At 72.8% G+C, this 18,626-nt stretch carries 20 protein-coding genes; 12 read left to right on the forward strand and 8 right to left on the reverse strand.

All coding sequences use genetic code 11. The annotated features are described in order from the left end of the window. Positions 1–28 precede the first annotated feature (28 nt). Positions 29–484, forward strand: coding sequence for a helix-turn-helix domain-containing protein (locus tag BLV05_RS34475; protein WP_160312746.1), 456 nt, complete (start codon positions 29–31; stop codon positions 482–484). 21 nt (positions 485–505) lie between these two features. After that, positions 506–1,627, forward strand: coding sequence for a CapA family protein (locus tag BLV05_RS34480; RefSeq protein WP_046768924.1), 1,122 nt, complete (start codon positions 506–508; stop codon positions 1,625–1,627). Here the strand turns inward: BLV05_RS34480 and BLV05_RS34485 are convergent. Genes BLV05_RS34485 through BLV05_RS34500 form a run of 4 tightly spaced genes read right to left on the reverse strand, consistent with a single transcriptional unit; the run spans position 1,611 to position 5,328 of the window. Then, a complete protein-coding gene (locus BLV05_RS34485; protein WP_046768925.1) occupies positions 1,611–3,827 on the reverse strand; it encodes a heavy metal translocating P-type ATPase in 2,217 nt (738 codons plus the stop codon). The genes BLV05_RS34480 and BLV05_RS34485 overlap by 17 nt on opposite strands. Next, a complete protein-coding gene (locus BLV05_RS34490; RefSeq protein WP_046768926.1) occupies positions 3,824–4,732 on the reverse strand; it encodes a hypothetical protein in 909 nt (302 codons plus the stop codon). Before BLV05_RS34490 ends, BLV05_RS34485 begins: the two co-directional genes overlap by 4 nt. A gap of 22 nt (positions 4,733–4,754) precedes the next feature. Further along, the gene (locus BLV05_RS34495; protein ID WP_046768927.1) at positions 4,755–4,964 is read right to left on the reverse strand and encodes a heavy-metal-associated domain-containing protein; all 210 of its coding nucleotides are present in this window, start codon (positions 4,962–4,964) and stop codon (positions 4,755–4,757) included. Between the two features lie 52 nt (positions 4,965–5,016). Then, positions 5,017–5,328, reverse strand: coding sequence for a metal-sensitive transcriptional regulator (locus BLV05_RS34500; protein ID WP_046768928.1), 312 nt, complete (start codon positions 5,326–5,328; stop codon positions 5,017–5,019). 275 nt (positions 5,329–5,603) lie between these two features. Here BLV05_RS34500 and BLV05_RS34505 point away from each other — a divergent pair, with 275 nt between their 5' ends. From BLV05_RS34505 to BLV05_RS34515, 3 genes are all read left to right on the forward strand, one after another. After that, a complete protein-coding gene (locus tag BLV05_RS34505; protein ID WP_046768929.1) occupies positions 5,604–6,185 on the forward strand; it encodes a dihydrofolate reductase family protein in 582 nt (193 codons plus the stop codon). Between the two features lie 40 nt (positions 6,186–6,225). Then, positions 6,226–6,828 carry a uridine kinase family protein gene (locus BLV05_RS34510; RefSeq protein ID WP_046768930.1) on the forward strand — a complete coding sequence of 201 codons (603 nt, stop codon included), beginning with the start codon at positions 6,226–6,228 and terminating at the stop codon, positions 6,826–6,828. Between the two features lie 71 nt (positions 6,829–6,899). Beyond that, positions 6,900–7,112, forward strand: coding sequence for a PspC domain-containing protein (locus tag BLV05_RS34515; protein ID WP_046768931.1), 213 nt, complete (start codon positions 6,900–6,902; stop codon positions 7,110–7,112). Here BLV05_RS34515 and BLV05_RS34520 read toward each other — a convergent pair. Beyond that, positions 7,093–8,232 carry an adenosine deaminase gene (locus tag BLV05_RS34520; protein ID WP_046768932.1) on the reverse strand — a complete coding sequence of 380 codons (1,140 nt, stop codon included), beginning with the start codon at positions 8,230–8,232 and terminating at the stop codon, positions 7,093–7,095. The two genes, BLV05_RS34515 and BLV05_RS34520, sit on opposite strands and share 20 nt — an antisense overlap. Before the next feature lie 53 nt (positions 8,233–8,285). Here BLV05_RS34520 and BLV05_RS34525 point away from each other — a divergent pair, with 53 nt between their 5' ends. The 3 genes from BLV05_RS34525 to pta are packed head-to-tail and all read left to right on the forward strand — an operon-like array spanning position 8,286 to position 11,451. Then, positions 8,286–8,810 (forward strand): hypothetical protein, encoded by a 525-nt coding sequence (locus BLV05_RS34525; protein WP_052762484.1) that lies wholly within the window; start codon positions 8,286–8,288, stop codon positions 8,808–8,810. Then, a complete protein-coding gene (locus tag BLV05_RS34530; RefSeq protein WP_046768933.1) occupies positions 8,810–9,295 on the forward strand; it encodes a DUF421 domain-containing protein in 486 nt (161 codons plus the stop codon). The genes BLV05_RS34525 and BLV05_RS34530 overlap by 1 nt, the downstream gene beginning before the upstream one ends. 29 nt (positions 9,296–9,324) lie before the next feature. Continuing rightward, positions 9,325–11,451: a phosphate acetyltransferase gene (pta, locus tag BLV05_RS34535; RefSeq protein WP_046768934.1), complete on the forward strand. Its 2,127-nt coding sequence runs from the start codon at positions 9,325–9,327 to the stop codon at positions 11,449–11,451. A gap of 5 nt (positions 11,452–11,456) precedes the next feature. Here pta and BLV05_RS34540 read toward each other — a convergent pair whose 3' ends face one another. After that, positions 11,457–12,422, reverse strand: coding sequence for an LLM class flavin-dependent oxidoreductase (locus tag BLV05_RS34540; protein ID WP_046768935.1), 966 nt, complete (start codon positions 12,420–12,422; stop codon positions 11,457–11,459). A gap of 168 nt (positions 12,423–12,590) precedes the next feature. Here BLV05_RS34540 and BLV05_RS34545 point away from each other — a divergent pair, with 168 nt between their 5' ends. Both BLV05_RS34545 and BLV05_RS34550 read left to right on the forward strand, forming a co-directional pair. Then, entirely contained in the window at positions 12,591–13,739 is a 1,149-nt protein-coding gene (locus BLV05_RS34545) for an acetate/propionate family kinase (protein WP_046768936.1), read from the forward strand. Between the two features lie 286 nt (positions 13,740–14,025). Next, complete coding sequence (locus BLV05_RS34550; protein ID WP_046768937.1) at positions 14,026–14,436, forward strand: YybH family protein; 411 nt, start codon at positions 14,026–14,028, stop codon at positions 14,434–14,436. A gap of 85 nt (positions 14,437–14,521) precedes the next feature. Here BLV05_RS34550 and BLV05_RS34555 read toward each other — a convergent pair whose 3' ends face one another. Beyond that, complete coding sequence (locus BLV05_RS34555) at positions 14,522–15,187, reverse strand: hypothetical protein (RefSeq protein WP_157524374.1); 666 nt, start codon at positions 15,185–15,187, stop codon at positions 14,522–14,524. A gap of 120 nt (positions 15,188–15,307) precedes the next feature. Between BLV05_RS34555 and BLV05_RS34560 the strand changes: the two genes are divergently transcribed. Continuing rightward, positions 15,308–16,399: an endonuclease/exonuclease/phosphatase family protein gene (locus BLV05_RS34560; protein ID WP_052762485.1), complete on the forward strand. Its 1,092-nt coding sequence runs from the start codon at positions 15,308–15,310 to the stop codon at positions 16,397–16,399. Positions 16,400–16,456: 57 nt separating this feature from the next. Here the strand turns inward: BLV05_RS34560 and BLV05_RS34565 are convergent, their stop codons facing one another. Further along, positions 16,457–17,719, reverse strand: coding sequence for a hypothetical protein (locus tag BLV05_RS34565; protein WP_046769022.1), 1,263 nt, complete (start codon positions 17,717–17,719; stop codon positions 16,457–16,459). Between the two features lie 51 nt (positions 17,720–17,770). Between BLV05_RS34565 and BLV05_RS34570 the strand changes: the two genes are divergently transcribed. Beyond that, positions 17,771–18,604: a DUF427 domain-containing protein gene (locus BLV05_RS34570; RefSeq protein ID WP_046768939.1), complete on the forward strand. Its 834-nt coding sequence runs from the start codon at positions 17,771–17,773 to the stop codon at positions 18,602–18,604. The last annotated feature ends 22 nt before the right edge of the window (positions 18,605–18,626 follow it).

Genomic DNA, 18,626 nt, shown 5'->3' on the forward strand with positions numbered 1-18,626 from the left:
CCAACCGCCCGAAGATGACGAGCCACTGGTGCGGATCGAGCAGTCGACACTGCCGGGGCTCGTCAGGCGGGTACGGCGCCTCGCCGATCTGAGCCAACGCGAGCTGGCCGCGCGCATTTGTGTCTCGCATTCGACCATCTCGCGACTTGAGGCGGGACGTGTCGTGCCGAGCATCGCCACACTGCTCCGCATCGTCGATGTCGCCGAACTGCTGCTCGTCGTGACGGACGCGGATGGCAACGTCATCGAACCCATGCGCGTCTGGGACGAGACGCGCGACGGTGGCGAGAAGGTGTTCCCGGCGCACCTCGATCTGGTCCTGGATCCAGCGTCCGACGACTGGTGGGCGAGCCGCTACGGCCTCGCGAAGCCACCGGAGACCTACCATCGCGACCGCGCGTGGCGCGACGCGAAGCGCCGGCGCAGTGCGTGGGAGGTGCGGGTCAAACAGTTCCGGCACGATTCTCCGCCACCCAAGGTGTGAGCACACTCGTAGGCTCGTGCCATGTACGGGCGCAGGGCACTCGCGGCGGCGGTGGCGGCCGTCGTAGTGCTCGCGGGCTGTGCGGGCGACGACGATGACGGGGTCAGCGCACCGTCCGCTCCGCCGACCTCGGCGACGCCGGCCACAACTCCGCCCGCGCCCACCTCGACGCCCACGCCGACGCCCACGCCGCCGCCGGGACCCGTCACGCTGGCGTTCGCCGGCGACATCCACTTCGAGGGCGAGCTGCGTCCGCTGCTGGACGACCCGGCGACGGCGCTGGCGCCGATCGCACCGCAGCTGAGCGCGGCCGACCTCACGATCGTCAACCTGGAGTCGTCGGTCGGGACCAGCGGCGAGCCGGAGCCGGGCAAGGAGTTCACCTTCCAGGCACCGCCGTCCGCCCTCACCGCGCTCCAGACCGCCGGCGTCGACGTCGTGACGATGGCGAACAACCACGGCATGGACTTCGGCCCGGAGGGCCTGGCCGACACGCTCGCCGCCCGCACGACCGCCCCGGGGCTGGACGTCGTCGGCGTCGGCGCGAACCTCGCCGAGGCATTCACCCCGGCGATCCGCGAGGTCGGCGGCACGACGGTCGCCGTCATCGGGGCGAGCGTGCCCGACGACCCGACCGGCGATCCGACCGGCCACTGGGCCGCCACCGAGACGACCGCCGGCGTCGCGATGGCGCTCGACCCGGCGGCGCTGCTGGCCGCCGTCGACGCCGCCCGCGCGCAGGCCGACGTCGTCGTGGTCTACCTGCACTGGGGCAACCAGGGCGAGAGCTGCCCGAGCCCGTCGCAGACCGCCCTGGCCGGAGCGCTGGCGGCGAGCGCGGACGTCGTCGTCGGCGCCCACACGCACCAGTTGCAGGGCACCGGGCTGGCCCCGGCCGGCGACGCCTACGTGGCCTACGGGCTGGGCAACTTCGTCTGGTACACGCAGCGGAGGGAGGTGACCACCGTGACCGGCGTACTCACGGTGACCGTCGAGAACGGCGCGGTGACGGCGGACAGCTGGGCCCCCGCGCGGATCGGCGCCGACGGGCTGCCGGCGTTCGCGTCGGGCGGCGAGGCCGACCAGATGACCGCCGACCTGGCCGCCCTGCGCGAGTGCACCGACCTCAGGCCGCTGCCTTGAACCCGCGCAGCCGCAGGCTGTTCGACACGACGAACACCGACGAGAACGCCATGGCCGCGCCCGCCAGCATCGGGTTGAGCAGCCCGGCCGCGGCCAGCGGCAGCGCCATGACGTTGTAGCCGAACGCCCAGAACAGGTTGCCCTTGATCGTCGTGAGCGTGCGCCGGGCCAGCCGGATCGCGTCGGCGGCCGCGTTCAGGTCGCCGCGGACCAGCGTGAGGTCGGACGCCTCGATCGCGACGTCGGTGCCGGTGCCCATCGCCAGGCCGAGGTCGGCCTGGGCCAGCGCGGCGGCGTCGTTGACCCCGTCGCCCACCATCGCGACGACCTTGCCCTCGCTCTGCAGCCGCTTGAGGACGTCGACCTTGTCGGCCGGCAGCACCTCGGCGACGACGTGGTCGATGTCGACCTCGCGCGCCACCGTCCGGGCGGTCGCCTCGTTGTCGCCGGTCAGCAGAATCGGCGTCAGCCCCAGCCCGCGCAGCCGCGCGATCGCGGCGGCCGACGTCGGCTTCACGGCGTCGGCGACCACGAGCACGCCGCGCGCGGCGCCGTCCCACGCGACGGCGACGGCGGTGCGGCCCGCGGCTTCGGCCCGCTCCATCGCCTCGGTCAGCTCCGCGGGCAGCGCGACCGACCAGTCGGCCAGCAGCCGCGGCCGGCCGGCCAGCAGGCCGTGCCCGTCGACGACGCCCTGGACGCCGAGGCCCTCGACGTTGCGGAAGCCCTCGACGGCGGGCAGCGCGCCGACCCGCGAGCGGGCGCCGTCGGCGACGGCCCGGGCGATCGGGTGCTCGGAGGCGTCCTCGAGCGCGCCGGCCAGCCGCAGCAGGTCGTCCTCGGACTCGCCGTCGGCGGTGACGACCTCGACCAGCGTCATCGTGCCGGTGGTGACCGTGCCGGTCTTGTCCAGCACGACGGTGTCGACGCGGCGGGTCGACTCCAGCACCTGCGGGCCCTTGATGATGATGCCGAGCTGCGCGCCGCGCCCGGTGCCGACCAGCAGCGCCGTCGGCGTGGCGAGGCCGAGCGCGCACGGGCAGGCGATGATCAGCACCGCCACGGCGGCCGCGAACGCCGCCCCGGACCCGCCGCCGGTGCCCAGCCAGAAGCCCAGCGTGGCGACGGCCAGCCCGATGACGATCGGCACGAAGATGCCCGACACGCGGTCGGCCAGCCGCTGGACCTCGGCCTTGCCGTTCTGCGCGTCCTCGACCAGCTTGGCCAGCTGCGCGAGCTGGGTGTCGGCGCCGACCCGGGTGGCCCGCACGACCAGCCGCCCGTGCGCGTTGACGGTGGCGCCGGCAACCTCGTCGCCCGCGGCCACCTCGACCGGGACGGACTCGCCGGTGAGCATCGATCGGTCGACGGCCGACGCGCCCTCGGTGACGACGCCGTCGGTGGCGATCTTCTCGCCCGGCCGGACCACGAACAGGTCGCCGACGGCGAGGTCGCCGGCCGGGACCCGCAGCTCGACGCCGTCACGCAGGACGGAGACCTCCTTGGCGCCCAGCTCCAGCAGCGCCCGCAGCGCCGCGCCGGCCCGTCGCTTCGACCGGGCCTCGAAGTACCGCCCGGCCAGGATGAACGTCGTGACGCCCGCGGCGACCTCGAGGTAGATCTCGCCGGCGCCGCTGCTGCGCTCGATGGTCAGCTCGAACGGGTGCGTCATGCCCGGGATGCCGGCGGTGCCGCGGAACAGCGCGTACACCGACCAGCCGAGCGCGGCCAGCGTGCCCATCGAGATGAGCGTGTCCATGGTGGCGGTGCCGTGGCGCAGGTTGGTCCATGCGGCCTTGTGGAACGGGAGCCCGGCGCCCAGCACCACCGGCGCTGCCAGCGTCAGCGACAGCCACTGCCAGTAGTCGAACTGCCAGGCCGGCACCATCGCGAGCACGATGACCGGCACGCTGAGCACGACGGACAGGATCAGCCGGTCGCGGAGGGTGCGGACGGGGTCGGCGGCGGCCTCGGTCTGGGGTGACGGGGTCGGCTGCGGCACCCGCGCGGTGTAGCCGGCGGCCTCGACCGCCTGGATCAGCCGGTCGGTGCCGACGCCCTCGCCGTAGGTCACCCGCGCCTTCTCGGTCGCGTAGTTGACGGTGGCGGTGACGCCGTCGAGCTTGTTCAGCTTCCGCTCGACCCGGTTGGCGCAGGACGCGCAGGTCATGCCGCCGATCTCGAGGTCGACGATGCTCATGGGTGCTCCTCCGCCGCGATGGTGAACTCGGCCGTGCGGACGACGCCGTCGTGCTGGAAGTCGAAGAACAGCCGGTAGTCGGCGGCCGACGCCGCGGTGGCGAAGAACGAGACGTCCGGTCCGGGCGGCGTGACGCCGTCGCCGGGCTCGCCCTCGGGATGGACGTGCAGGTAGGCGAGGTCGCCGTCGCGCAGCGCCACGAGGTGCCCGTAGGCGCCGAGGTACGGCTCGAGGTCGGTGACCGGGACGCCGTCGCGGCTGACGCTCAGGGTGAGCTCGGTCTCCTCGCCGGCGTCCAGGTGGGCGTCGAGCGTGACGGTGTACCCGTCGACCTCCGCCGTGGTGCTGGAGGCGGGGAGCGCGGCCGGCTGGTAGTCGCCGGGGACGGAGAGGCCGGTGCCGAGCGTCAGCGCCTCGCCGTGGGTGGAGAAGTCGGCGAACAGCTTCCACTCGCCGGGCGTGAGGTCCAGCGCCGTGGACCAGGTGCCGTCGGCGGCCCGGACCGGGTGGACGTGCTGGTAGCCGGTGAGGTCGCGGCGGACGGCGATGAGGTGCAGCTCCTGCTCGTGCTCGACGTCGAACTCGGTGACGACGCCGTCGGGGCCGTCGATGGTGAAGCTGAGCTGCTGGTCCTCGCCCGCCGCCAGCGTGTCGGTGGCGAGGGCGAACGTGTAGCCGCGGTCGGAGACCATCAGCCCGCCGGGCAGGTGCTCGGCGCCTTCGGCGTCGGCGGCGGACTCGGCGTGGCCGCCGGCCTCCTCCTCGTGACCGGCGTCGTCGCTGTGCGCGGCGGGCGCTGCCTCGTCCGTGCCGATCGGGCCGACGATGCGGCCGACCCCGGCCGCCAGGCCGAACGCGCCGGCGAGGCACAGCGCGTAGACGCCGAGTTTGGCCGGCGCGTTCATGGCACTACCTCCGTGGTTGGGATCAGGAACCGGCGAGCTGGTAGCCGGCCTCTTCGACCGCGACCTTGACGTCGCCGCCGTCGAGCGGCGCGGCGCTGGTGACGTCGACATTGCCGGTGGCGAGGTCGACGTCGACGCGGCTGACGCCGTCGAGCCGGCCGAGCTCCTCGCGGACCGAGCCTGCGCAGTGGTCGCAGGTCATGCCGACGACGGTGTAAGTGGACGTGGTCATGCTGAAGCCTTCCCTCGTGGCTGTGCGGAACAGTGCTGCGTGGACTCGCGAGTCAGGACCGGACCAACCTGGCGATGGCGTCGGACGCCTCCTTGACCTTGGCGTCGGCCTCGGGACCGCCCTGCCGAGCCGCCTCGACGACGCAGTGCGCCAGGTGCTCCTCGAGCAGCCCGAGCGCGACCGACTCCAGCGCCTTCGTCATGGCCGAGACCTGCGTGAGGATGTCGATGCAGTACTTCTCCTCGGCGACCATCCGCTGCAGCCCCCGCGCCTGACCCTCGATGCGGGTGAGCCGCTTGAGGTAGTCGTCCTTGCGGTGGATGTAGCCGTGGTGGCCGTGGTCCTCATCGGGTGTCTCGGTCATGTGTCCTCCTCGCGTCGACGCCAACCCCGTCCCGTACACGGTACCCCGGTGCGGTATCGGCGTCTGCGTACATTCATACATTACCCCCCTAGGGTATGTCCACCCGTTCGCGGCTGGAGATCGTCCAGGTGGTCGACACGCCGGAGGCCACCCACATCCGCTACCGGATCGTCCGCTGAGAAAAGTCCGCGCCGCGGTGTCGGATCGGGGTAGCCGCGTACGTAGAAGAGGTGAGCGGCGCACCACGAGGGCGCCCCCGACCACGGGAGAACACCATGAGCGCGACCTACACCTTCGACGTCTTTTGCAGCCTCGACGGGTTCGGCTCCGTCGCCGCCGGCGCCGACTGGGGCGGCTACTGGGGCAAACAGGGCCCGGAGCTGCTCGACCACCGCCTCTCCCTGTACGGCGAGGAGCAGCGGATCGTCTTCGGGGCCACCACGTACCGGGCGTTCGCGCGGATGCTGGCCGAGAGCTCCGAGGGCGACGACGTCCGCGACCCGTGGGTGACCCGGATGCGGAACCTGCCGACCACGGTGGTGTCGAGCACCCTGGAAGGACCCCTCGACTGGCCGGACGCGACGCTCGAGACCGGCGACGCCGTCGACGTCGTGGCCCGGCTCAAGGAGCAGTCCGACGTGCCGTTGCGCTCGCACGGCAGCCTGTCGCTGAACCGGGCGCTGATGGCGGCCGGCCTGGTCGACGTCGTCCAGGTGACGCTGTTCCCCGTCATCACGGGCCGGAGCGGTGAGGAGCCGATCTTCCAGGGCGCAGCCGACTTCGACCTCGAGCTGATCGAGACCCGCACCCTCGACGGCCGCACCCAGGAGCTCATCTACCGGCCCACGCTCCACTGACCTGAAGCGGCCGGCGCCGGTCGTGACAGACTGTGCGCCCGTGCATCGTGTCGTCCTTCTCGCCGGCCCGTCGGGCAGCGGCAAGTCCCGGCTGGCCCGCGAGAGCGGCCTGCCGGTGCTCAACCTCGACCACTTCTACCGCGACGGCGACGACCCGGACATGCCGCGCCATCCGGAGCTGGGCATCGTCGACTGGGACGACCCGCGCGCGTGGGACGCCGAGCGGGCCGTCGACACGCTGGTGCAGCTGTGCCGCACGGGCAGCGCGCAGATCCCGGTCTACGACATCGCGCACGACCGCACCGTCGGCACGGAGCTGTTCACCGTCGGTGACGTGCCGGTGTTCGTGGCCGAGGGGTTGTTCGCGGCCGACATCGTCGACGCGTGCCGGGCGAGGGGCATCCTGGCCGACGCGATCGTGCTGCGCCGCAAGCCGTGGAAGAACTTCCTGCGCCGGCTCACCCGCGACCTCGCCGAGCACCGCAAGCCGCCGCTGACGCTGCTGCGCCGCGGCCGCGAGCTGATGCGGACCGAGCAGGCGATCGTCGACCGGCAGCTCGGCCTCGGCGCCCGGCCGGCCGACGCGGAGGACGCTCGCAACGCCATCAGGGATGCCGCCGATGCGCCCTCCGGGATGCCCTGACCTGCCGACTCCGGGACGGACCATCCGCGAGACGGACGCCGCCGGCAGGCCCGCGCGCCTACCGTTGAGGTATGAGCACAAGCAGCTATTACCCCGAGGCCCGGGGCGGTCTGGTCCGCCCGACCGGCAACCGCATGATCGGCGGTGTCTGCGCCGGCCTGGCCCGGCGGTTCGGCATGAAGACCCGCACCGTGCGGCTGCTCTTCATCCTGTCCTGCCTGCTGCCCGGCCCGCAGATCCTGGTCTACCTGGCGCTCTGGCTGATCATGCCGAGCGAGGACTGAGCCGTTCCGTCCCGGCGGCGCGGACCTGGTCGAACGCCCGCTGGGCACCCAGCGCGGTGTACCCGGGCTTGACGACGTCGTTGATCAGCGCGAGCCGCTGGTCGAACGGGATGAACGCGCTCTTGAGCGCATTGACCGTGAACCACTGGAAGTCGGGCAGGTCGTAGCCGAACGCGTCGGCCAGCAGCGCGAACTCGCGGGACATCGAGGTCCCGCTCATCAGCCGGTTGTCGGTGTTGACGGTGACCCGGAACCGCAGCCGCGCGAGCAGCTCGATCGGGTGCTCGGCGATCGAGCCCGCCGCGCCGGTCTGGATGTTCGACGACGGGCACAGCTCCAGCGGGATCCGCTTGTCGCGGACGTACGCCGCCAGCCGCCCGAGCGTCACCGCGCCGTCGGCGCCCACCGCGACGTCGTCGATGATGCGCACGCCGTGGCCCAGGCGGTCCGCGCCGCACCACTGCAGCGCCTCCCAGATGGACGGCAGCCCGAACGCCTCGCCGGCGTGGATGGTGAAGTGCGCGTTCTCGCGGCGCAGGTACTCGAACGCGTCGAGGTGGCGGGTGGGTGGGAAGCCCGCCTCGGCGCCGGCGATGTCGAAGCCGACGACGCCGGCCTCGCGGTTCGCGACGGCGAGCTCGGCGATCTCGCGGGACCGGGCCGCGTGCCGCATGGCCGTGAGCAGCGTCGCGACGCGGATCGGCCGGCCCGCCGCGGCCGCCCGCGACTCACCCAGCCGGAATCCCTCCTCGACCGCCGCGACCACGTCGTCGAGCGACAGGCCGCCGCTGAGGTGCTGCTCGGGCGCGTACCGCACCTCGGCGTAGACGACGCCGTCGGCGGCGAGGTCCTCGGCGCACTCGGCGGCCACCCGGACCAGCGCGTCGCGCGTCTGCATGACCGCGACGGTGTGCTCGAACGTCGTCAGGTACCGCTCCAGCGACCCGGAGTCGGCGGCCTCGGTGAACCACCGCCGCAGGCCGGGCTCGTCGGCGGCCGGCAGCTCGTGCCCGATCTCCGCGGCCAGCTCGAGGACGGTGGCCGGCCGCAGCCCGCCGTCGAGGTGGTCGTGCAGCAGCACCTTCGGCGCGGCCAGGATCTCGGCGTCGGTCGGTCGCATGGTCCGAACCTACCGCTCCGGTTGCGTACATCGCCGCTGGGTACATGCCCGATGTGAGCCAGCATCTCGCGACGCTGCCGAGCACCCGCGACGCCGTCGCCGCCCGCCGCGGCCGGAACCTGCGGCGCGTCGGCATCGTGGCGCTCATCGCCCTGGTGCTGGCCGCGCTCGCCGGCGCGCTGGGCCCGCGAGCGGCGACGACGACGGCGTCCGGCGGCGGGTACGAGCTCAGCGTCCGGCACGGCCAGATCACCCGGCCCGGCCTCCCCGTCCCGCTGGAGATCACCGTCGAGCGGACCGGCGGGTTCGACGGCCCGGTCACGGTGTCGGTGAGCCGTGGCCTGCTCGACCGGCTGGACTTCAACAACTGGTCGCCGAACGCCGACGGCGAGAGCGTCGGCCCGGACCGGGTGGAGTACGAGTTCACCCCGCCGCGCGGTGACGAGCTGCACGTGTTGCTGGACGCCCGGACGGCACCCGGCCAGCTGCCCAGCCTGCGGCGGTACGCCGTCGCCGTCGTCGACTCCGGCGGCGCGGTGCTGGCCGAGGCGACGTTCCGGATGGCGGTGCTGCCCTGATGGACATCGTCATCCGCGCCACGGTCGTGTTCGTCCTGCTGTGGTTCGTGCTGCGGGTGTCGGGCAAGCGGCAGGTGACGCAGCTGTCCGCGTTCGAGCTGATCCTGCTGGTGACGCTCGGCGACCTGATCAGCCAGACCGTCCTGCAGGACGACCTGTCGCTCACCGGCGGCACGCTCGCGGTCGCGACGTTCGCGCTGCTCTCGGTCCTGCTGTCGTGGCTGAGCTGGCGCTTCCGGCGGTCGCGGCGGCTGCTCGAGGGCGAGCCGACCATCCTGGTCAAGGACGGCCACGTCGACGACGCGGTGCTGCGGTTCGAACGGCTGCCGGTCGACGACGTGCTCGCGGCGGCGCGCGAACACGGCGTCCGCGACCTCGCCGCCGTCGACCTCATGGTGCTGGAGGCCGACGGCACCTTCTCCGTCTTCACGAAGTCGGAATCCGACGGCGAGGAGCCACCGAAACGCGGCGCGGTGGCAAGCTGACCGGCCCCACCCCGATATAGCCTCTCGGGGTGGTTCGCAGCGTCTACGTCGCATCGGTGACGGGCGAGACCGGGAAGTCGACGGTTGCGCTCGGCGCGCTGGAGGCACTCACCCGGCGGCTGGGCCGGGTCGGCGTGTTCCGTCCGGTCGTCCGCGCCGGCGCCCAGTCCGACTACGTGCTGGAACTGCTGCTCGAGCACGACGGCGTCGACCTGCCGTACGACGTGTGCGCGGGCGTCACCTACGAGGACGTGCACGCCGACCCCGACGCCGCCATGAGCACCATCCTCGACCGGTACCGCACCGTGGCGGCCCAGTGCGAGGCCGTCGTGGTGGTCGGCAGCGACTACACCGACGTCGACAGCCCGACGGAGTTCTCCTTCAACGCGCGGGTGGCGGCGAACCTGGGCGCACCGGTGGTGCTGGTGCTCAACGGGCACGACCGGTCGCCGGCCGACCTGCGCGCCGTCGCCGAGCTGGCCACCGCCGAGCTGACCGCGAACTACGGCACGGTCGCCGCGCTGGTGGCCAACCGGGTGCCGCCGGACGCGCTGGACGCCGCCCGCGAGGCGCTGAGCGGTCTCGGCCCGGCCTACGCGCTGCCCGAGGAGCCGTTGCTGTCCGCGCCGACGATGGGCGATCTCGTCGCGGCCGCCGGCGGCGAGCTGTTCCGCGGTGACCCGTCGCGGCTGGGCCGCGAGGTCGGCGGGCTGGTCGTCGCCGGCATGACGCTGCCGCACGTGCTGGACCGGCTGTTCGACGACGCCGTCGTCATCACCCCGGCCGACCGCAGCGACGTCCTGCTCGGCGTGCTGGCCGCGCACGCGTCGAAGACGCTCCCGACCCTGGCCGGCGTCGTGCTGAACGGCGGGTTCGAGCTGCCGCCGCAGATCGTCCGGCTGATGGACGGCCTCGACGTCGGGCTGCCGATCGCGACCGCGCCGGGCGACACGTTCGGGACGGCGACCGCGCTGGCCGCGGTGCGTGGCCGGCTGACCTACGACGCCACCCGCAAGGTGCAGACCGCGCTGGCGCTGTTCGACCGGCACGTCGACGCCGACGACCTGCTCGACCGCCTCGACGTCACCCGCAGCGACGTCGTCACGCCGCTGATGTTCGAGCACGACCTCGTCGACCGCGCCCGCGCGTCGCTACGCCACATCGTGCTGCCCGAGGGCACCGAGGAGCGGATCCTGCGCGCCGCCGACACCGTGCTGCGCCGCGGCATCGCCGACCTCACGCTGCTCGGCCCGCCGTCCGACGTCGCGGCCGCCGCCGACCGCATCGGCGTCGACATCGGCGCCGCCCAGGTCGTCGACCCGCGGGAGAGCGAGCTGCGCGGGCGGTTCGCGCACGAGTACGCCCGGCTGCGCGCCCACCGCGGCGTCACGCAGGAGGCCGCCTGGGACCAGGTCGCCGACGTCTCCTACTTCGGCACGATGATGGTGCAGCTCGGCCTCGCCGACGGCATGGTGTCCGGCGCCGCGCACACGACGGCGCACACCATCAGGCCGGCGTTCGAGGTGATCAAGACGCTGGCGAGTGCCGCCGCCGACCGCGAGGTTCAAAGCCGCGGCGAGTCCCACAAGGGAAAAGGGACTGCGGTTTCGATCGTGTCCAGCGTGTTCTTCATGTGCCTGCGCGACCGTGTGCTCGTCTACGGCGACTGCGCCGTCAACCCCGACCCGACCGCCGAGCAGCTGGCCGACATCGCGATCTCGTCGGCGGAGACGGCGGCGCAGTTCGGCGTGGCGCCGCGCATCGCGATGCTGTCGTACTCGACCGGCACGTCCGGCACCGGCACCGACGTCGACAAGGTGCGGACGGCGACGTCGCTGGTCCGCGAGCGGCGGACCGACCTCGACGTGGAGGGCCCGATCCAGTACGACGCCGCGGTGGACGCCAGCGTCGCCAGGGCCAAGCTGCCCGGCAGCGAGGTGGCCGGCCGCGCGACGGTGTTCGTGTTCCCGGACCTCAACACCGGCAACAACACCTACAAGGCCGTGCAGCGCAGCGCCGGCGCCATCGCCGTCGGCCCGGTGCTGCAGGGCCTGCGCAAGCCGGTGAACGACCTGTCGCGCGGCGCGCTGGTCCGCGACATCGTCAACACGATCGCGATCACCGCGATCCAGGCGCAGTCGGCGGAGGCGTCGTGACCGCGCTAGCGGGTGGCCAGCGCGACGACGTCGGCCAGCTGCGTGCGCGCGACCTCGACGTCGCGGATGGGGAACATGCCGATGCTCTGCACGCCGGCGTCCTCGAGCGCCTGCAGGTGCGCGGCGGCGTCGTCGAGCGTGCCGACCGGCGCGAGCTCGGTCCACCACTCCGACGGCATGGTCGCGAGGCCATCGACGCCCTTCGCGGCGAAACGGGCGGCGAGGTCGTCGAAGAACGGCAGCGAGGTGTACGGCGTGCGCGGCTGCTCGAGCTGCCCCGCCAGCCACGGCGCCATGGTGCGGTAGGCCTCGGCGCGGTCCTTCTTCACGCAGAGGACGCCGAACACCGCGAGATGGAAGCCGGGGTCGCCGGGCGTGCGGCCGGCCTGCTCGAGCGACCAGCGCACGTACGACGGGCTGGCCGGCTCGGCCAGCACCAGCCCACCGGCCACCCGGCCGGCCAGCGCCAGCGACTTCGGCCCGAACACGCCGGCCAGCAGCGGCGGCGGGTCGGCCGGCGGGTGCTCGAGCCGGACGGCGTCGAGGTCGACGTAGTGGCCGTGGCTGGTGACCTCGTCGCCGGCCAGCAGCCGCGTGACCGCGACCAGGACCTCTTCCAGCGCCGTCAGCGGCGAGACCGGCCGCACGCCCATCTGCGCCATCCACGACTGCACACCATGGCCGATGCCGGGCAGCACCCGGCCGGGGCCGAGCCCGCACAGCGTCGCGATCTCCATGGCCGTGACGGGCGCGGTGCGGGCCACCGCCGGCAGGATGCCGACACCGACCGTCAGCTGCTCGGTGACCGTCAGCGCCGCGGCAGCCAGGCTCGGGCCGGCGGTGTAGAAGCAGTCCTCGATGACCCAGAGCTGCTGGGCGCCGCCTGCTTCGAGCACACGGGCGGCCTCGGTGACGAAGGCGGGCGGGAAGGATCGGTCGAAGCTCATTCCGACCTGCAGGCGGTTGGTCATCAACATTCCTCACGTCTCGGCCCGTGCACGAGGACTCCTTCGCTCCGGTCACCTCACGGCCCGGACCGACGACTCGTGGGAGCCTCCGGCCCCCAGTCGTCGCCAGTATGCACGGCCCTCTACAGGCCGCACAGTAACGGCACCCTCCGACAGGAACGGACTCCCCCGATGACCGTCCTCGTGCTCAACTGCGGATCGTCGTCCATCAAGTACCAGCTGATCGATCCGGCCGGCCCGGCCCGCCTCGCCAAGGGCATCGTCGAGCGGATCGGCGAGGACGACGGCGTCGCGGACCACGCGGCCGCGCTGCGCCAGGTCATCGCCGAGCTGGAGGCCGAGTGCGGGCCGCTCGACCAGCTCGGGCTGGCCGCCGTCGGGCACCGCATCGTGCACGGCGGCGACCGGTTCGCCGAGCCGACCGTGGTCGACGACGACGTCGAGCGGGCCATCGAGGAGCTCGCGCCGCTGGCGCCGCTGCACAACCCGCCCGGGCTGACGGCGCTGCGGCTGGCCCGGCGCGAGCTGCCCGACGTCCCGCACGTCGCCGTCTTCGACACCGCGTTCCACCAGACGCTGCCGCCGGTCGCGTACACGTACGCGCTCGACCGCGACCTCGCCGGCCGGTACGGCGTGCGCCGCTACGGCTTCCACGGCACCTCGGTGTCCTACGTCAGCCGCGAGGCGGCCCGGCTGCTGGACCGCGACCCGGCCGACACCAACCTCGTCGTCCTGCACCTCGGCAACGGCGCGTCGGCGACGGCCGTGCGCGGCGGCCGCTCCGTCGACACGTCCATGGGGTTGACGCCGCTGGAGGGCCTGGTCATGGGCACCCGGACCGGCGACCTCGACCCGGGCGCGCTGTTCTACCTGCACCGCGAGGCCGGGCTCTCCGTCGACGAGCTGGACCGGCTGGTCAACCGGTCCAGCGGGCTGCTCGGGCTGGCCGGCGCGAACGACCTGCGCGAGGTGCACCGCCTGGCCAAGGCCGGCGACGCCGCGGCCCAGCTGGCGCGGGAGCTGTACTGCTACCGGATCAGGCACTACGTGGGCGCCTACCTCGCGGTGCTCGCGCCGACGCACGCCATCGTGTTCACCGCCGGGGTCGGCGAGAACGACTCGTGGGTGCGGTCGCACTCGCTGGCCGGCCTGCGCCACCTCGGCGTCGAGGTCGACCACGTCCGCAACTCCTTCGCCGCCAGCCGCGCCCAGGTCATCTCCCCCGACGAGGCCGACGTCACCGTCCTGGTCGTCCCGACCGACGAGGAGCTGGAGATCGCGCGGCAGGCGGCCGGGCTGGTCGGCCAACGGGAGCCCTGATCGGCGTATGGGACCTCGGCTGGCTGCTCAACCCGCATGCCGCACTGCTCGTCGTCGCCGGCTTATCCGCATTGATCGGCCTGCGCCAGCAAGCAGCGACACGGCGAGATCAACAGCCGCTTGCGGTGTGGCACATCCGGTCAGTTTGACAAGCCGCGCCCTCCTGACCACGATCATTTGTGTGATTTCCGGTCAAAGGTCTGCCGCTGCCCGTTAGGTCGGTTCGCGCTCCTCCCGTCGTGGTGCGTCGTTCGCATCTCCCACCACTCGACTACGGAGGCCCGACATGACCCTCACTGCTGTGCTCGATGAACTGGACCATGACATCTGGCGCGCGTATCGCCACGCCTTCGGAACAGGCGACGCGGAGCGATTCCTGGCTCTGCACGACCCGGAACTCATCCGCGCTGGCGGTCCGACCAAGCAGGTGCAGTCCTTCGCCGAATACGCCGCCACGACCAGACAATGGTTCGCCGACCTGTCCGCCAGCGGCGACCGAGTCACGATCGACTTCCGATTCACGGAGCGTCTCGTCAACGCCGGTCTCGCCAGCGAACAAGGCGTGTACGGGCTGACCGCAATCCGCGCCACCGGTGAGACAAAGACCTTCCACGGCCACTTCCACACATTCTCGCGGAAGAGCGAAGGACGGTGGCGCATCCTGGCGGACTACGACACCGACGACCACAGCGCCTAGCGATGTGGCGTCGAAGCATGCGACTACCTCGCGGTTCTCGGGCGGGCGCACGCGGTCGTCTTCACCGCCGGGCCGAGCGTCGGGCTCAGTCCTCCGGGAAGTACGGCGCGACAGCCTCGGCGATCGCCTGAGCGGTGTCACACATGCCCTCAGCGCCGGCGGACTCGACCGTCGCCAGTTCCACGCTGACCGAGTCGTCGCCTCGGCTGAACTCCACCAGGCAGCCAACACCGGGCGCCTCCATGACACTGGCATCACGACCGTCGATGGTGGTTCCGTCACCACCGACCTCGGTGTCGGCCGAGAAGATCACCGAGGTGGTGATGTCCAAGTTGTCGGTGCGGTCGATCATGCATTCGACCAGCGAGGGGTCGTCGAAGGGTTTCAGCTCGTCGACCGGGACCGGCAGTTCGGCGACGGGGATCGCCGCGCAGACCTGCTCGGGAGTGATGTCGCTCTGATCAGCCGGGACCACCGTGGCCCCCGTCAACTCACTGGCGTCGCCGGAACCGTCCTCGGCGCCACCGATCTGGTCCTCGGTCTGGTCCTCGGTCTGGTCCTCGGTCTGGTCCTCGGTCTGGTCCTCGGTCTGGTCCTCGGTCCCGGCCGACGGGCTCGACCCGTCCTCGCCGCCCGTGTCGTCACCACATGCGGACAAAGTGAACAGCGCGGCCAGCACGGCGGCCGCGATCGTCATCCTTCGTGTCATGACGCGACTATGACAGCCCCGACGACTCTGCGTCGCACTCACCCCCGGCGGGTGTGTGAGCGTTGCGGAAACACGCAGCACCGGCCGGCGACCCGCCTGAGGCAACCTCGGCACGGTGCCAGGCGTCCTCCCGAGTGACACCGGTCACACGGAAGGATCACCATGCCCCGGATCACCCGCCGCGCCGCGCTCGTCACCGCGCTCGCGGCCGCCACCGCGTTCTCGCTGGCGCCGGCCGCCGCCTCTGACGACGCCGCTCGCGGCGCGCAAGACCTGCCCCCGCTGTTCTCCGCCGACGTCGCCACCTACAACGTCTACCTGGGCGCCACGCTCGATCCGCTGTTCACCGCGACGAACCCGCAGGAGCTGGTCCGGCTGGCCGGCGAGGTCTACGCCGGCGTCGAGGCCACGAACTTCCCGGAGCGGGCCGGCGCGATCGCCGACCAGATCGCCGGACACGACCCCGAGGTGGTCGGCCTGCAGGAGGTCGCGCTCTGGGAGAAGGGCCCGCTCGGCGGCAAGCTGCAGGTCACGTACGACTTCCTCGACCTGCTGCTGGACGAGCTGGCCGAGCGCGGCCACCCGTACCGCGCCGTCGCGACGAACTGGAACTTCGATGGGACGCTGCCGATCTCGGCGACCGAGCAGGCCCGGTTCCGCGACCGCGACGTCATCATCGTCCGCGCCGACCTCCCCCGCCCGCTGCTGCGCGTGACGAACCCGCAGTCGGGCACGTACGGCGCGGTCCTGGAGATCCCGACGGCGATCCCCGGCCTGACGTTCCAGTCACCCCGCGGCTGGTCCACGGTCGACGTCCGGCTGCTCGGCGCGTCGTTCCGGTTCGCCAACACGCACCTGGAGGCGTCCGGGCCGGCCGCCATCCGCAACGCGCAGGCGACGGAGCTGGCCGGGCTGCTGGACACGTCGCCGCTGCGCACCGTGCTGGTCGGCGACCTGAACTCGCGGCCGGCCGACACCGCGGGTGCGTACGGCATCCTCACCGGTACCGGGCTCACCGACGCCTGGCTGGCCACCGGCGGCGACCCGGCCACCGGCTTCACCGCGGGCCAGTCCGCGACGCTGCTGGACGAGAACCGGCTGCGCAGCCGCATCGACTACGTCCTCGCCGGCGCCGGCGTCCGCGCCGTCACGACCGAGATCATCGGCGACGAGGAGGCCGACCGCACCGTGCCGACCGGCTTCTGGCCATCCGACCACGCCGGCGTCGTGTCGCGGCTGCGCTTCACCCGCTGACCGGGATCCCATGATCATGTCCCCTCGCGGCGCCTGAGCGACCGCGAGGGAACATGATCATGGGACGGCGTGCGGCTTGCGGCGGATGGTGTAGCGCAGCACCAGGAACGGCAGCCCGAACAGCGTGAACGCGTGGTCGGCGCGCAGCTCGCCGCCGTCGGCCCAGACCTGCAGCTCCTCGCCGAACCCGGGCACCGCGAGCGTCGTCAGCTCACCGGTGTCCGGGTCGACGACGGAGAGGTAGTGCCCGGCGTCGGCCGCCGCGCCGTGGCTGGTCAGCGTCAGCCCGCCGCCCGGGCGCAGCCGCGGCTCGAGCGTCGCGGTGAAGCTGCCACCGGGCAGCGGGAAGCCGACGCTGACCCAGCCGCGGCCGTCGCGGCGGTAGGTCGTGTAGATACCGACGTAGATCGGCTCGTCGTCGTCGGCGTAGGAGCGGATCCAGCCGCGGACTCTGGCGCCGTCGGGCTGGTCGACGGTGTCGATGCGGCTGACGACGCCGCGTTGCGCCTGGCGCTGGTTCATCGGCACGTTGGCCTGGCCGAGCGGGCGGGCCAGCGCCGTCCGGTACAGCAGGTAGCCCGGGCGCACCCAGGCCCGCCACTCGGGCACGATGTCGAGCGCGAACCGGGTCGTGTGCTCGTAGAACTCACGCACCAGCGGGTCGACGGCGGCCGGGTAGAAGTCGCCGCCGGCCAGCTCGTCCAGCGACGCGACGATGCCGACGTCGGCGGCGTCGCGGGTGTACTCGCCGTCCAGCTGCTCGGCCAGCGCCCGCACGAAGTCGGTTCCGACGTACCGGCCCTGCGCCGCCAGCGGCACCACGAACGGCAGGTCGGCCGGCGCGGCCCGCTCGGCCAGCAGCGACACCTGCGGGTCGCGGAACAGCGCGGCCGCGGCCAGCCGGTAGGCGACGACGGTGAGCGCGGCGGCCCGCGCCGGCGTGCTGCCCGCGATGACCGGGCGCACCGCGAGCCCGACGGCCGGGCCGAGCAGCACCTTCTGCGGACGGACGCCGAGCCCGCCGGCCACGCCGCCGGCCGCCAGCGCGACCCGTGCCGCAGACTGGCGGGTCAGCGCGCCGGCCGCCCAGCCCAGCGGTGCGGCGACGGCGCCGCTGGCCAGGATGCGATGCGGCAGCGCCGGGATCTCGTCCGGCCGCTGCCGGCGCCGGGCCACGTACTCCGACGCGGCGAGGACCGCGGCGCCCGCGACCGCCCCCAGCCCGGCCGCACGCCGGTCCCGTCCGGCCCCGAGCGCCGCGCCCCCCAGCGCGCCCAGCACCGCCGCCGTCGACACCTGCTCGGTCAGCTTCGCCGCCACGTTCACCCCTCCGTCGTTGACGTGCCCATTCTCGCGCGCGGATAGTGAGCCATGGGCATCAGGATGAGCAGCCTGGTCATGGGCGTCCTGCCCGAGCTGCGCTACGAGCCGACCCCAAAACGGATCCGTGCCGTCGTCGGCGGCGAGACCTGGGCCGACACCGCGTCCGCCATGGTCGTCTGGGAGCCGCGGCGCATCGTGCCCGGCTACGCGGTGCCGGAGACCGACCTCGACGCCGAGCTGCTGCCGGCCGGGCCCGCCCCCCAGGCCGAAGCGCACGCCGTCGCCGTCAATGCCGACATCGGCGGCGTCCTCGACCCGCGCACGCCGTTCTCCGTCCGCTCGACCGAGGGCGAGCCGGTGTCGCTGCGCCGCGGTTCGGTGCTGCTCGACGGCGCCGGCTTCCGGCCCGCCGACCCCGACCTCGCCGGCTACGTGTGCCTCGACTGGTCGGCCTTCGACCAGTGGCTCGAGGAGGACGACGAGGTCTTCGCCCACGCGCGCGACCCGTTCAAGCGCATCGACGTGCGCTCCTCCAGCCGGCACGTCACGGTCTCCGTCGACGGTGTCGTGCTGGCCGACTCCACGCGGGCGAAGCTGCTGTTCGAGACGCACCTGCCCACACGCAGCTACGTCCCGCGCGAGGACGTGCGCATGGACCTGCTGGTCCCCAGCGACACCCGCAGCTGGTGTGCGTACAAGGGCCATGCCAGGTACTGGTCGGCGCAGGTGAACGGGGAGCTGCGCCGGAACCTCGCGTGGAGCTACGAGGAGCCGCTGTCCGACGGCGTGGAGGTGAAGAACCGCATCACCTTCTTCGACGAGCGGGTCGACGTCACCGTCGACGGCAAGCCGCGGCCGCGTCCGGTGACCCCGTGGTCCTGACCGTCGTCAGCGGGACTCCAGC

The organism is Jiangella alkaliphila (assembly GCF_900105925.1).
Lineage (GTDB): Bacteria > Actinomycetota > Actinomycetes > Jiangellales > Jiangellaceae > Jiangella > Jiangella alkaliphila.